Source organism: Enterobacter asburiae (genome assembly GCF_001521715.1).
Lineage (GTDB): Bacteria > Pseudomonadota > Gammaproteobacteria > Enterobacterales > Enterobacteriaceae > Enterobacter > Enterobacter asburiae.
Window position 1 is genome coordinate 1215250 of sequence record NZ_CP011863.1, and the last position, 12481, is coordinate 1227730.

Genomic DNA, 12481 nt, shown 5'->3' on the forward strand with positions numbered 1-12481 from the left:
CCGGTTTTAAACGATGGCGTGACTGCTCTGGATGGTAGACATGAACAAAGTAGTGCTATCTCTGATAAGCTCTTTAATCGTCTCAGTCTTCTTTCTCTCATTCAGCGCCATATCGGCTGAACCCCGGCTCGAACCTACGGAACAAGAACGTGCGCGGACGGTTTATATTTTCCATCAGCCCATCGTTATGCTGCAGGCGAAGTTCGGTTTCACCACGCCAGAAGAACGCGTATTACGCATTCGGGATACCTTGCGAAATTTCACGCAGGAAGATGTTCGTGAACCGCTGAAAATCATTCCTGTCACGCGCTACAACCAGCAAGGCAGACTGTTCGTAATGAACGCTAAGCCGGTCATGCTGCTGACCGAATCGGATCTGGATGAAGGGGACGATCTGACGTTAGACCAGGCTGCGCAACGTGTCCTGGCGCGTATGGAAGCGCAGCGTACCTTGCTTCGCGACCAATATGACACTCAGTGGCTTGCGCTTTCCGCTGCGAAGACCGCGGCCGGTTTCCTGGCATGGTTGATGCTGAGTTACGTTGCTTTGCGATCCTGGAGATGGGTGAGAGGATATTATCGCCGCCGGGTAGCCGAGAAACGAAGCTGGATACCTCAAAACTGGCGTCGATTTACAGGCGTCATTGAAGCCCGTCTTTATGGCTTGCTGATGTGTTTTGTAGTGATTTTAGCTTTTTATGGTTGGCTTAGCTGGGCCTTTAGCCTGTTTCCCTGGACGCGCGTCTGGGCAACATCATTAGGCGACTGGTCGTGGCATGTAATACGACAGATTGCCTTAGCGATGGCGTCCGCATTACCAGGGTTGTCGATTGTTCTTATCATTTTCTTCATTACCGCATTAATCCTTAAACTTCTAAAAGTGATCCTCAATCAGGTTGAGGCCGGGCGTTTACAGTTACCGGGACTTCATCCGGAAACCGTCGGCGCGACGCGAAAACTTATTTCCGTGATGGTGTGGTTGTTCGCGCTCTCTGCGGCTTATCCCTTTTTACCGGGTGCAAACTCGCTGGCCTTTAAAGGCATAAGCGTATTTTTTGGCCTGATGCTGACCCTGGGATCGGCAGGCGTGATGAATCATGCCATGAGTGGTCTGGTGCTTATTTACTCTCGCGCGCTGCGCAAAGGCGATGTGATACGAATCGCGGATAACGAAGGTAAGGTGAGTGAAATCGGTATGCTCGCCACCAAAATTATTACGCGAGAAAACTATATTGTTACCGTGCCCAATGCCGTTGTGGTGAGTGGCAAGATAACGAACCTCAGCGCGCAAAATAACGATGGCAGTATCAACCTAACCGTAAGCGTCACCATCGGGTACGACACGCCCTGGCGGCAGGTTCATGCCATGCTTGAGCTGGCCGCGAAGCGGACCCATTGCGTTGATCTTACGATTCCACCGCTGGTGCGGCAGCTGGCGCTGATGGACTGGTACATAGCCTATGAGCTGCAGGTCAGGCTGAGACCGGATACGTCGCTAGCCGTCGCGCGAAATGAGCTCTTCACTCACATTCAGGATGTGTTCAACGAATTCAATGTCCAGATCATGTCGCCAAACTTTGTTATGCAGCCTGAAGGAAGCGTAATGGTCGCGAAAGAAAACTGGTATGCCGCCCCCGCAACCTCGCCAAAGCGGGATGAATAAAACTGCGACCTGATATCAGGTCTTAATATAACAGAGTGAAAGCGATCCCACTAAAATAGTTATACTTATGGAGTATATACATTCTTTTTTTAAATATAAATATTGGGTTAAAAATTATACCAGGCTAAATATCTTATTGACACCGTTTAGACGGTAAAATAGTTAATGATTAATAATTTGATCTGGGTTAGAGAAATCAAATATTCTTTAGCCTCAGATTTTTAGCTATAAATTTTTGTTATTTTGTGCCGATAAATGAAAGTGGCATAAAAATCGACGCAGTAGCAGTTAAGAAGGCGAAAGATGACCCTACCTTTGAACAATCCGGGCTTCACCGATACCGAGCCTTCTAAAGGCCTGATAAATAAAACTTTTACCTATATTGTAACGTTGTTGATAAGTATTTTTATTGCGGCAATAATTTCCCTGCTAATAATAAAAGATAATGTGAATGAAATCAGCGACACGCACGATGAATTTCTGTTAAGGAAAGCCCTGGATACTCGCCAGGAAAGCATGCGAAGTCATTTGAAAGACAATGCCGAGTGGGGAGATGCCTACAAACATCTTCATCTGAACACTGACGTTCACTGGGCATGGGATAAGCAGAACCTGGGTAAGTCCCTGTATGACAACTTTGGCTACGAAGGGGTGTTTGTTCTCTCCCCGGAAGGGAGTACGCGATACAGCGTGGTTGACGGGAAACTGAAGCTTCAGGATCTGGAGCGCTGGTTAGATAAATCAACAAAAGACCGTTTACTGCGTGAAACGAGCATCAAAAACGGATCGCCGGTTTCTGTGCTGACGCTTATCGATTCCGTTCCGGCCATTGTTTCTGCGCAATGGATAACAACGGGTGATGATTCGAGCGTACAAACCCTACCCGGTAAACCTTCGACAATGGTGTTTATAGACAAGTTAACGGCTAGAAAACTCCTCACGATTGGGCAGGATGCCGGTATCCAGAACGTTCGTACTTCTCCCGCTACAGTCACTTCTCAAATAAATAATCAGACAGAATTTACCTTAAGCACCCAGAATGGGGATGTGAAAATTATCTGGGACGGTGAAAATCCTGGCCAGGCGTTAATAATTTATTTTTTGCCATTACTCATTCTTTCAGTCGTTCTGACGGTATCGATGACGGTGATATTGATGCGCCATATTATGCAAAAGGCGAGAATGCTTGACGAAAATACGTTTCTCCTCGAGCAGGCGCGGTTGAATCTTATTACGAGTGAAAAACGTTTTCGGGACGTCAGTGAAACAACCAGCGACTGGTTCTGGGAAACAGATTTATCGTTAAGGATAACGTGGCTATCGGGGCGTTTTTCTACAATAACGGGATATGAAAATAGCAAATGGATAGGCCGCAGGTTGGATGAACTCTTTCCGTCGACAAGCGAATTATCACATGACTGCGCCAGACAGCGGGATTTAACCGAACGCTTTGAATTTAAAAACTGTCCTTATACTCATGCGCAACAAACCACGTCATATTGCACGCTTCTGGCAAAATTTTCTGCTCAGCCTGATGGAACGGTGGTGTTGCGAGGCGCGGCAACCGACGTCTCTCAGGAAGTTGAAGCAACAAAACGCGTGGAGTTCCTGTCACGCCATGATGAATTAACAGGTCTGCCGAACCGGTATCATATTAAGGAATTTCTGGCTGGCAAGTTAGCGAAAGAAGACCTTAACCATTATCCCTTTGCCATGATTTGCCTTGATTTAGACAAGTTTAAACCCGTCAATGATATTTTCGGGCACTCCACCGGCGATGCACTGCTTGGTGAGGTCGCTTCACGTCTTAAAAATTGCGTTCGTCGAGGTGACTTTGTCGCACGGCAGGGAGGGGATGAATTTATGCTTCTCCTCGGCAACACCAGCCAGCAAGACCAGATTGAGGAGGTGTGTCGTCGCATCGTGCAAGAACTTAACCGTCCTTTCGCCATTGAGGGCAATGATGTGGCGATAGGCGTAAGCATGGGCATTGCGCTGGCTCCCCGGGATAGCAGCAGCGCAAACGATCTTCTACGCTACGCGGATATTGCGCTGTATCAGGCGAAACAATCCGGCAGAAACCGATGGGTCTATTATCGCCCGGATATGTCGGAAAAGTTGACCGAACGCAGGAAACTGGAATTAGAACTCAAGACCGCAATTCGCGAAGAACAGCTCTACCTGGTTTACCAGCCGCGTTATAACCTCCGGTATTCTACTATTGATGCCGTCGAAGCGCTGGTACGCTGGCAGCACCCGGCTCGGGGGACCATAATGCCCGATCAGTTTATCCCGCTGGCAGAAGAAACCGGGCTGATTATTAGCCTGAGCAACTGGGTCATACGCAAAGCCTGTGCGGAGACGAAAGATAAATTGCCGGGATTATCGGTCTCCGTCAATATTTCTGCTATCGAATTCCAGGCAAGCGATCTTGCCGAAAGGATAAAAGAGATCCTTCGCGAAACAGGGCTTGAACCCAACCGGCTGGAAATTGAAGTCACTGAAAACGTTACGCTTTCCGATCCTGAAAAAACCTTGCAGACCATGAAGTCTCTCAAAAAAATGGGCGTCCGCATTCTGATTGACGATTTCGGTACCGGCTACGCCTCACTGAGCTATCTGCGGAAGTTTCAGTTTGACGGGCTTAAGCTCGACAAGAGCTTTATTTTTACCCTCGGTGACTCGCCGCAGAACCAGTCAGTCGTGGAGAAAATTATCGGCCTGGGGAAAGCCTATTCCATGGCGGTAACCGCAGAAGGGGTGGAGACCGCGGAACAGCTGTCTTTTCTGAAAAAAAATAAATGTGATGAAGTCCAGGGCTACTTGCTTGGAAAACCGGCCGCCATTACGGACTTAAATTTAAACGCCAACAGAGTAAATATCTAAATCGCGCTTTCACTCAGGGCTGCGTAAATGAAAAACCGGGCATCGCGCCCGGTTTTTGTTATCCGCTATCCGTTCGCATCCACGAGCGTAAACGCCGTTTTCTATCTCACGACCAGGACAGGGCATTTCGCATGCCGAACCACTGCCGCAGCGTTCGAACCCAGCAAATATGTCGATATGTCAGGTTTGTGGGAAGCGATGATAATCAGGTCGGCATCGATCGTGTCAGCGAGCTTAAGGATTTGATCTTTTGGAGATCCCGTCACGGCATGAGACTGTATCTTGTCGGGAGGGATTTTGAATTGCTTAACGATTTCATCCAGCTTCGCTAAGGCCGCGTGCTGGAACTCTTTCAGCTTCGGCATTTCTACCGAATAGGCCAGGCCTAATGATGAATAATACGGTAGCGATGGAATGACAGTAAGAAAGTGAACTTTAGCTGTGTTAAGTGCTGTATGTGCCTGAACGAAGGGGATAACCATGTGCGTCAGGCTATCCTCAGAAATGTCAATTGGAACCAAAATTGAGTTATACATTTGTCCCTCCTGAGTGTTTTTCACACAACTCAGGGTAGACCGTTAATTTCAGGAAAACAGAGAGCAAGCTGTCATAACGGGTACAAATTTCGGTTATGTGATATGCGTACAGTCGAACCTGGCTGTCATTCCGTCGCGACAATGAACATTCTCGCCTCCTGGGCGAGCTGGCGTTCAGCCTTAATCGGCGCATATTTTTCCGAATGATAGAAGGCAAGGGCCTGCTCAAGGGTAGGGAATTCAAAAATGCCCGCATAGGGTAACGGCTCCACTTCCCCTTCCAGGAGCTGTGCGACAGCACCAAAATGAACGATTTTACCTCCTGCCTCTTCTAATGCAGACGTGAAGCGGGGGGCAAGGCTGGCCTGTCTGGCTGGATCAATAACGCGTAAGTTGATATGAACAAAGGCTGGCATAGCCGTTCCTTAACATGATAAATGATGTATATACAGTATTAACTTTGGCATTGATTGTCGAGATGAAATGATGAACAACATTGATGTTGCGCTGTTGAAGACGATCCCGGAAGTCTGCCCGGGGTTTCAGGCGCGCGCTGTCGCAAGGGCTATTACGCGCTATTACAATGCCTGCTTCAGACCGTTTGAGCTGACCGCCGAGCAGTTCAGCCTTTTGGTTGGCATCGGGGGTTCCCCAAATGAAACCGTTGCGGAACTCGCCGCCAGAGCGGGGGTGGATGCGACCACGCTGAGTCGAAATATCCGCAGTCTGGAATCGCGCGGCATTATCGATTCGGCTGGAGGCCGTGGACGTGCAGGGAAACGACTCACGCTGACAGCTGAGGGCTGGCGTCTGCTCGAGGAGCTCATCCCGGTCTGGCAATCCGCTAAGGAGAAATTATCTCATCTTATGGGCAGCGAGCAGCTCGGCCTGACGACGGAGATGATGAAACGCCTGGCTAAAATCAGCACAGCTTTATGAATATCTCCGCATCACCGTTCGTTTCCGGCTAAACGGCAAAGCCTAAACCGGGCGTAACGCCCGGTTTAGGTTTTATATTGCGTGACAGCTGACGGACGCGATAATTTTATTTCCGCCCATATTACCCATAATCAGATCGAGCAATTTTCGGTATTCCTCCCGGGTCATCACCTCCGCCCGGATTTCAGTTTTACCTTCTGTTTGCGCAGTAGCGGAATAAATCGCTTTCAGACTTAACGTCAACTCTTTCGCCATATCTACGATGCTTTGCCGCACCGCATCTTCATGCTCATCATTACAGGTGATTTTCAGGACATAGCATTTTTCGCCTTCATGAAGCACGGGCAGTTGATTAATTCGCTGCGCGGCTTCGCGAAGCAATATGTTAGCGCAGAGAATAATTAGGCTGGCCATGGCGGCATTCCAGAACTGGCCTAATCCGCACAGTACGCCAATTCCGGCCGAGCACCACAGCGTTGCGGCGGTATTCAAACCACGAATATTCATTCCTTCACGCATAATGACGCCAGCGCCAAGAAAGCCGATTCCGGAGACAATCTGCGCTGCGATACGCCCCGGGCTATCAGGAGAAGTCGATACCGAACTTAAAATAAACACTGCCGCACCCGTGGCAACCAGTGCATTGGTACGAAGCCCGGCCATACGCTGGCGCCACTGTCTTTCCGCGCCAATAATTGCGCCCAGCAGCATCGCTGCGAGCAGATGAGAGATATAAGGGAACATCAGCCTGTCGCCTGTTAACGTTATTAAATAATAAGCGTCAGTGCTTTGCTAAGCACATCATAACGCCGTTTAAATGCTAAGCGTGTCAGGACAACGGTGGCGGAAAGAGTGAATGAGTAAACATGAACATGCGATGCCCCACAAATTGAGTGGTTCTTACTGTGTCGGGATACAATCGCTTAAAGAGGATTGCTGCCCACCGTTTCAGGTAAGCAGCGAGAAAATCGCGCTAGCTTACCTTCGTATCGACGATAAAATAACTTTCCAACGAAGGACTCCTGTGAAAATTTATTGCCAGTATAGTCAGGGCCGATAATGAGTAAAGCGAAAAAACAGACTCCGTTATGAATTGTTTAAGTTCGGAAAGCATGTTTTTTAAGACGTCATCTGATTTTCAAAAATACCCGGTATACTACATTTTCTTTTTTAGAGGCGATAACAGACAAAGGCAGGAAGTATGTCTCTTCGTTCGCTGCGGGCATTGTGCCTGACAAGCTTTTTCATTGCGGATGTCCGCGATGGCCTCGGTCCTTTTCTCGGTATTTTTCTGACCGAACGCCACTGGACCCCCGATGATATCGGCATCCTGATGACGGCAGGTGGGCTGGCGGGATTACTGGCCACGCTGCCGGCGGGATTTATCACCGACACCTCACGCAGCAAGCGGACCGTGCTGGCGCTGGTGTGCCTGCTCATCACTCTTAGCACGCTCCTGCTCTGGTTTAGCCAGCAGAGCGCTGTTGTCGCCGTTTCGCAAATTGTCTCCGGTATCTGTGCGGCGTTTGTCGGTCCGCTGATCGCCGGAATTACCCTGGGGCTGACCGGTCAGGGCGGGTTCAGCGCGCAGGTGGGCAAAAATGAGGCGTTCAATCACGGCGGCAACTTTGTTACCGCACTGATTGCGGGCGGCATTGCGTGGTACTGGGGCGTCGGCGGGATTTTCCTGCTGATGACCTGTACCACGCTGTTAACGCTCTGCGCGCTGCTTGCCATTCGCAACGGGGATATCGACAACGACGCCGCACGAGGACTCTCTTCTTCAGCAAGCCTGCCGGTTCCCGGCTTTGCCGTGCTGATTAAAAACCGGGCGCTGTTTGTCACCGGGCTGACGCTGCTGCTCTTTCACCTGGCGAACGCCGCGCTGCTGCCGATGCTGAGCATGAGGGTGGCCGCCGCGCCCGCCTCGATCAACCCCGGTTTGTACGCGGCGGGCACCGTTATCATCTCCCAGGCCGTGATGATCCCCGTCGCCATCTGGGTCGCTAACCGAATAGACCGCTACGGCTACTGGCGCTTAATTATGCTGGCGCTGCTGGTGATGCCGGTGCGCGCGGCGCTGGCGGCGTCTACGGACGCGCCGCTCATGATGATCCCGGTACAAATCCTCGACGGGCTGGCCGCAGGGATCCTGGGGGTGGTGGTGCCGTCGTTTATCGTGGTGCTGTTGCGCGGAAGCGGGCACGTCAATGCCGGGCAGAGCGTGGTGATGCTGATGCAGGGGGTTGGGGCATCCATGAGTCCGGCGTTAACCGGCACGATTGCGGGTCATTACTCATTTGCCACGGCATTCAGCGTCCTGAGCGCGATTGCGCTGGTGGCCGTTCTGCTATGGTGGTGCTTTGCGCACCGGACCTGGGAAACAGACAGTACGCCGGGTGGGGCATAGCCGCCACCCGGCGTCACGCTTATGCCAGTTCGTTAGGGCACGCTTCGCCCTTTTCCAGCTGCTGCAGGTTACCCAGCGTGGTTTCTGAAATGCTGATCAGCGCTTCGGCAGTCAGAAACGCCTGGTGTCCTGTAAACAGCACGTTGTGACAGGCAGACAGGCGGCGGAACACGTCGTCCTGGATCACATCATTCGACTTGTCCTCAAAGAACAGATCGCGTTCGTTCTCGTACACATCCATCCCCAGCGCGCCAATTTTTTGGGTTTTCAGCGCTTCGATAGCGGCCTGAGAGTCAACCAGCCCGCCGCGGCTGGTGTTGATGATCATCACGCCATCTTTCATCTGGTCAAACGCCGCCTGGTTAAGCAGGTGGTAGTTTTCCGGCGTCAGCGGGCAGTGCAGGGAGATCACGTCAGACTGGGAGAACAGGGTCGGCAGGTCGACGTATTCCACGCCCAGCTCCAGCGCAGCGGCGCTCGGGTACGGATCGAACGCCAGCAGACGCATGCCGAAGCCTTTCAGAATGCGCAGGGCGGCGATGCCGATTTTACCGGTGCCGATCACGCCCGCGGTTTTGCCGTACATGGTAAAGCCGGTCAGCCCCTCCAGCGAGAAGTTGGCGTCACGGGTACGCTGATAAGCGCGGTGAATACGACGGTTGAGCGACATCATCATGCCAATCGCATGTTCCGCGACCGCTTCCGGGGAGTACGCCGGGACGCGTACCACCCTAAGACCCAGCTCTTTGGCCGCGTCGAGATCCACGTTATTAAAGCCCGCGCAGCGCAGGGCGATATACTTCACGCCCTGTTTTTTCAACTCTTCCAGTACCGGACGACTGCCGTCGTCGTTAACAAAAATACAGACGCCTTCACAGCCGTGCGCCGTTTTAGCGGTTTTTTCGGACAGCAGAAAGTCGAAAAATTCAAGCTCAAACCCGTAAGCCTCGTTAACATGTTGCAGATACTTTTTGTCGTACTGCTTTGTGCTATATACCGCGAGTTTCATAAGACTTTCTCCAGTGATTTTGCATTCACGTTAGCATGATTAAAATTATCTTACAATTTCTAAAATATTATTGAATTCAATAAGTTCTATCAATTATTCTAGAGCATCTATCCTTAAAAATGGCATTCCCTTCAACTGACTGCCTAAACATGCGACAATGATCGGCACTGCCGGCTTAATTCTTTCGCTAAATCAGGATATTAACTGCCCATGAAGGGTAAATATAAAGCCGCTCTTGCGCTTTTACTGCTGTTCATATTGTTGCCGCTGACGCTGCTGATGACGCTCGCCCAGTGGGTACCGACGCTCGCCGGGATCTGGCTGCCCGTCGGTACGCGCATCGCTTTCGAAGAGAGTCCGAAACTTACCCGTCACGCGCTGGCGATCCCCGATCTTCGCTATCTGGTTGAAGACTGCGAAATTGCCCGCATCGATAACGTGACGCTGTCACATCCGAGCCGCTGGAAGCTGGATATCGGCGCGCTGGATCTTAACTCCATTTGTCTGAGCAAAATCCCCCAGTCTGCGCCTTCAACGGTCGCCCCCAAAACGCTGGCACAGTGGCAGGCGGTATTACCGAATACCTGGATCACGGTTCACCGTCTGACGCTGTCGCCCTGGCAGCAGTGGCAGGGGGAGCTGCATGCGTCGCTAACGCCGTCCAGTCAGGAGATCGCCTATAAAGGCGAGCAGGTCAGCATTAAAGGCACGCTTCGCGGTCAGACGCTCTCGGTCAGCCAGTTCGATGTACAGCTGCCGGACCAGCCGCAGCCGATTAAGCTGGTGGGCGAGTTTACCCTGCCGCTGGTACCGGATGGCGTGCCGGTGAAAGGCCACGCGGTCGCGACCTTTAACGTGCCACAGTTAACGTCTCTGGTCGATGCCGATCTGGACTGGGAAGACAATCAGGGACAGCTGGTGGTGATGGCGCGGGACAATCCCGATCCGCTGCTTGACCTGCCGTGGCAGATTACGGCGGAGCAGCTGAACATCAGCGACGGGCGCTGGAACTGGGATCTTTCCGGTATGCCGCTTAGCGGGCGCGTGTCCCTTCGCGCAGACAACTGGCAGCAGGGGCTGGATAAAACCATCCTGACCGGACGGCTGAATGTGCTTACCCAGGGTGATGCGGGGAAAGGCAACGCGGTACTGAACATTGGGCCCGGCAGGCTCAGTATGGAAAACAGCGACATGCCCCTTCATCTGAGCGGCGAGGCGAAGCAAAACGATATTATTCTTTACGCCAAATTGCCCGCCACGCTGACCGGCAGCCTGTATGAACCGCAGCTGGCCTTTGAGCCTGGCGCGCTGCTCCGCTCGCGCGGGCGCATCATTGACTCACTCGATATCGATGAAATCCGCTGGCCGCTGGCGGGCGTGAAGCTGACGCAGAAGGGCGTGGACGGTCGTTTACAGGCGATTCTGCGCGCCCATGAAAACCAGATGGGCGATTTTGAACTCCACCTCGACGGCCAGGCCAACGACTTTTTACCTGATAACGGCCTGTGGCAGTGGCGCTACTGGGGGAAAGGCGGCTTTACGCCGATGCATGCCCGCTGGGATGTCGCCGGGAAAGGCGAGTGGCGCGACAATCTTATTGAGCTGACGGCGCTCTCCACCGGTTTTGACAAGCTCCAGTACGGTACGATGGAGGTCAGCAAGCCGCGTCTGCTGCTGGATCAACCGGTGCGCTGGCTGCGTGACCCCGAAAAGCCGGCCTTCAGCGGCGCGCTGTCGCTCAACGCCGGGCAAACCCGTTTCTCCGGCGGCAGCGCGTTGCCGCCCTCGGTCCTGACCTTCAGCGTCGACGGTACCGACCCCACCATTTTTCAGTTTAAGGGCGACCTCCATGCGGACAAAATCGGCCCGGTACAGGTGAACGGTCGCTGGGACGGCGTGCGCCTTCGCGGGCAGGCCTGGTGGCCGAAACAGTCCCTCACCGTATTCCAGCCGCTGATCCCGCCGGACTGGAAAATGACGCTGCGCGACGGGGAACTTTACGCGCAGGTCGCCTTCTCGGCGGCGGCCGATCAGGGCTTTGAGGCCGGTGGGCACGGCGTGCTGAAATCCGGCAGCGCCTGGATGCCGGATAACCAGATTAACGGCGTCGATTTTGTGCTGCCGTTCCGCTTCAGCGAGGGAACCTGGTCCCTCGGCACGCGCGGTCCGGTCACCTTGCGCATCGGCGAAGTGGAAAACCTGGTGACCGCACGCAACATTACCGCCGATCTACAGGGGGATTATCCCTGGACGGAGGACAATCCGCTGCTGCTCACCAACGTGAAGGTGGAAACCCTCGGCGGGAAGATCACCATGCAGCAGCTGCGGATGCCACAGCACGATCCGGCCCTGCTGCGCGTGGACAATATCTCCTCCAGCGAGCTGATCAGCGCCGTCAATCCGAAGCAGTTTGCCATGTCAGGGCCGGTGAGCGGGGCGCTGCCGTTCTGGCTGGACAATGAAAAATGGATCATTAAAGATGGCTGGCTGACCAACCCGGGGCCAATGACGCTACGCATCGACAAAGATACGGCCGACGCCATCGTGAAAGATAATATGGTGGCGGGAGCGGCCATTAACTGGCTCCGCTATATGGAAATTTCGCGTTCGTGGACGAGAATCAATTTAGATAATCTGGGTGAATTAACCATGCAGGCGACCATCAAGGGGACCAGCCGGGTGGATGGCAAAAGCAGCTCCGTCAACCTGAACTATACCCATGACGAGAATGTCTTTACCCTCTGGCGCAGCCTGCGTTTTGGGGACAACCTGCAAACCTGGTTTGAGCAACATGCGGCGATACCTGCTCCCCGCAGTTTGACTGGCAAGGAAAGTGAGGAACAACAATGAAAAAGATGGCTGGTGTGCTCACCGTTGCCGTTGCCGCGCTACTGACCGGCTGTACGCCGCGCATTGAAGTCGCTGCGCCAAAGGAGCCGATTACCATCAATATGAATGTCAAAATCGAACATGAGATCCATATTAAGGTCGATAAAGACGTTGAAACCCTGCTGAAATCGCGCAGCGATCTGTTCTGA

General features: G+C 52.6%; 10 protein-coding genes. 6 read left to right on the top strand and 4 right to left on the bottom strand.

Annotated features, from left to right (window positions below; all coding sequences use genetic code 11):
* Positions 1–40: 40 nt before the first annotated feature.
* Positions 41–1663, top strand: a complete 1623-nt coding sequence (locus ACJ69_RS06140; protein ID WP_059346686.1) for a mechanosensitive ion channel family protein — start codon at positions 41–43, stop codon at positions 1661–1663.
* A 303-nt stretch (positions 1664–1966) separates the two neighbouring features.
* The gene (locus ACJ69_RS06145; RefSeq protein ID WP_059346687.1) at positions 1967–4549 is read left to right on the top strand and encodes a bifunctional diguanylate cyclase/phosphodiesterase; all 2583 of its coding nucleotides are present in this window, start codon (positions 1967–1969) and stop codon (positions 4547–4549) included.
* Positions 4550–4650: 101 nt separating this feature from the next.
* Here ACJ69_RS06145 and uspF read toward each other — a convergent pair whose 3' ends face one another.
* Both uspF and ACJ69_RS06155 read right to left on the bottom strand, forming a co-directional pair.
* On the bottom strand, positions 4651–5085 hold the full coding sequence (gene uspF / locus ACJ69_RS06150; protein WP_054830009.1) for a universal stress protein UspF: 435 nt from the start codon (positions 5083–5085) through the stop codon (positions 4651–4653).
* A 125-nt stretch (positions 5086–5210) separates the two neighbouring features.
* Positions 5211–5501, bottom strand: a complete 291-nt coding sequence (locus ACJ69_RS06155; protein WP_054830008.1) for a DUF1330 domain-containing protein — start codon at positions 5499–5501, stop codon at positions 5211–5213.
* A gap of 67 nt (positions 5502–5568) precedes the next feature.
* Between ACJ69_RS06155 and ACJ69_RS06160 the strand changes: the two genes are divergently transcribed.
* Positions 5569–6024, top strand: a complete 456-nt coding sequence (locus ACJ69_RS06160; protein ID WP_232248359.1) for a MarR family winged helix-turn-helix transcriptional regulator — start codon at positions 5569–5571, stop codon at positions 6022–6024.
* Positions 6025–6096: 72 nt separating this feature from the next.
* Here the strand turns inward: ACJ69_RS06160 and ACJ69_RS06165 are convergent, their stop codons facing one another.
* The gene (locus ACJ69_RS06165; RefSeq protein WP_054830006.1) at positions 6097–6768 is read right to left on the bottom strand and encodes an MgtC family protein; all 672 of its coding nucleotides are present in this window, start codon (positions 6766–6768) and stop codon (positions 6097–6099) included.
* Positions 6769–7225: 457 nt separating this feature from the next.
* Here ACJ69_RS06165 and ACJ69_RS06170 point away from each other — a divergent pair, with 457 nt between their 5' ends.
* Positions 7226–8434: an MFS transporter gene (locus ACJ69_RS06170; protein ID WP_059346688.1), complete on the top strand. Its 1209-nt coding sequence runs from the start codon at positions 7226–7228 to the stop codon at positions 8432–8434.
* 19 nt (positions 8435–8453) lie between these two features.
* Here ACJ69_RS06170 and ACJ69_RS06175 read toward each other — a convergent pair whose 3' ends face one another.
* Positions 8454–9443 (bottom strand): 2-hydroxyacid dehydrogenase, encoded by a 990-nt coding sequence (locus ACJ69_RS06175; protein ID WP_023311563.1) that lies wholly within the window; start codon positions 9441–9443, stop codon positions 8454–8456.
* Positions 9444–9653: 210 nt separating this feature from the next.
* Here ACJ69_RS06175 and ACJ69_RS06180 point away from each other — a divergent pair, with 210 nt between their 5' ends.
* A complete protein-coding gene (locus ACJ69_RS06180; RefSeq protein WP_059346689.1) occupies positions 9654–12293 on the top strand; it encodes a YdbH family protein in 2640 nt (879 codons plus the stop codon).
* Positions 12290–12481 (top strand): YnbE family lipoprotein, encoded by a 192-nt coding sequence (locus ACJ69_RS06185; RefSeq protein WP_014169918.1) that lies wholly within the window; start codon positions 12290–12292, stop codon positions 12479–12481. Before ACJ69_RS06180 ends, ACJ69_RS06185 begins: the two co-directional genes overlap by 4 nt.